Genomic DNA, 1,771 nt, shown 5'->3' on the forward strand with positions numbered 1-1,771 from the left:
CTCGCTGACGCCCCTGCCATTCGCAACCTCACCCAGCCACACATCGTCGGCACCGCCGTAGCCACACCACAACGGGTCAACCAGGACGACCTGTGGGAATTCTTCCGCGACCACTTCGCAGCCAACCCACTCGCCGAAAAAGTATGGGCCTCATCCGGAATCGTCAGCCGACACTACGCCGTCGACCCCCGCAAAGAACCCAGCACCGAATGGACCACCGGCGAACGGATGCGCCGCTACCTCACCGAAGCACTCCCCCTAGGCCGCCAGGCAGCCAGCGACGCCCTCACCACAGCCGGCCTCACACCCAGCGACCTCGGCCTGTTCGCAGTCGCGTCCTGCACCGGCCATGTCACCCCCGGCCTGGACATCCTGCTGTCCCACGACCTGCAAATGCCCCCGAACCTACGCCGCGTCATCATCGGACACATGGGCTGCCACGCCGCAATCCCCGGACTCGGCACGGTCGCCGAATACGTCGCCGTCCACGGCAAACCCGCACTGCTGCTCTGCCTCGAACTCTCCAGCCTGCACGCCCAACCCAAATCACCCACACTGCACGCAGGCACCCCCACGCGTGAAGACCTCGAACAGATCGTCGCGCACTCGCTGTTCGCCGACGGAGCCGCCGCCGTCGTGGTCGCACCTTTCGGACGGACATTTTCGACGGACGGCGCAGCGAGTCTCGAAATCCTTGATGTCACGGCCCTCACCGACAGCAGTGTCAGCGAGTACATGGGTTTGCTTGTCACCGACCACGGATTCCGGATGCGACTGTCACCACAGGTCCCGGAAGTCCTGGAACGCCACGTCGCCGACCTCGTCACCAACCTCCTCACCACACACGGCTACACCAGCGACGACGTCGACGGCTGGGCCATACACCCCGGCGGCGCACGGATCCTGCGAGTCGTCGCGGAACAGCTCCAGCTCAGCGACGAGGCGATCGCCCCCTCCTACGACGTCCTCCGGGAATACGGCAACTGCTCGAGTGCCACCGTTCTGATCGTTCTGCAGCGACTGCTCCAGACCCGCGAAATCCGACCGGGCAAAGTGGTGGTCGCCCTCGGATTCGGCCCCGGCCTGACACTGTTCGCCGCACTCCTGAAAGCCCACTGACATCCCGGGGTCCGGGGTCCGGAAAATCCGTGCGAGAACCACCCATATACAGCAACCATCGGAAGTAATCGGACGCGGCCCGACTACCACCCGTCCCGGCGCAGGCTTCAGTACCCGTTTGACACCTGACAGCCGTCACCGTCTTCGAAACGACACCAACTTCATTACACAGAGTAGCCTATTCGTGTTACTCTGTACGAGAGCTTGGATTCGAAGAGCGAAACAGCGCCCGAGGACAAGGCGCTCGTTCAACGAGCCTGGATTCAGCGGCGGACCGGTTCCACCAATCCGTCGTGTCCGGATCCGGGAAATGTATCGCGCAGCGGCAGGAGGGAGACGTCGAAAATCTTGGACGTCGACCGACACCCCGGGGCACCCGCGCCGTAGTAAGCGGGGACCCGGGCCGTCACGACCGGGGACCCACGCCATTGCGACGCGATGGTGCGGGTGGTGATGGCCCGGGTAGTGATGTACGGGAAGCAATGAAACATGGCGACCCCGGGCATCGTGAGCTGGACAACCCTATCCTCGGCCGCTTCGGATGCGCTGCCGAGCCGACATCGACTCTTGGCCGTGACCAAACGGTCCGTACTTAAGGAAGGACCATATGACGCTGACCGAGCAGATCGACCTGCCGGGTACGTCCACCTTT

Annotated in this window: 1 protein-coding gene; it reads left to right on the forward strand. The window is 63.8% G+C overall.

The window, feature by feature from the left end; translation table 11 throughout:
• Nucleotides 1–1,119: type III polyketide synthase (locus DD1DGNOD_RS24540; RefSeq protein WP_206443409.1), on the forward strand; the 1,119-nt coding region annotated here is incomplete at its 5' end.
• Nucleotides 1,120–1,771 lie beyond the last annotated feature (652 nt).

The organism is Candidatus Protofrankia californiensis, assembly GCF_900634765.1.
In the GTDB taxonomy this organism is placed as follows: domain Bacteria; phylum Actinomycetota; class Actinomycetes; order Frankiales; family Frankiaceae; genus Protofrankia; species Protofrankia californiensis.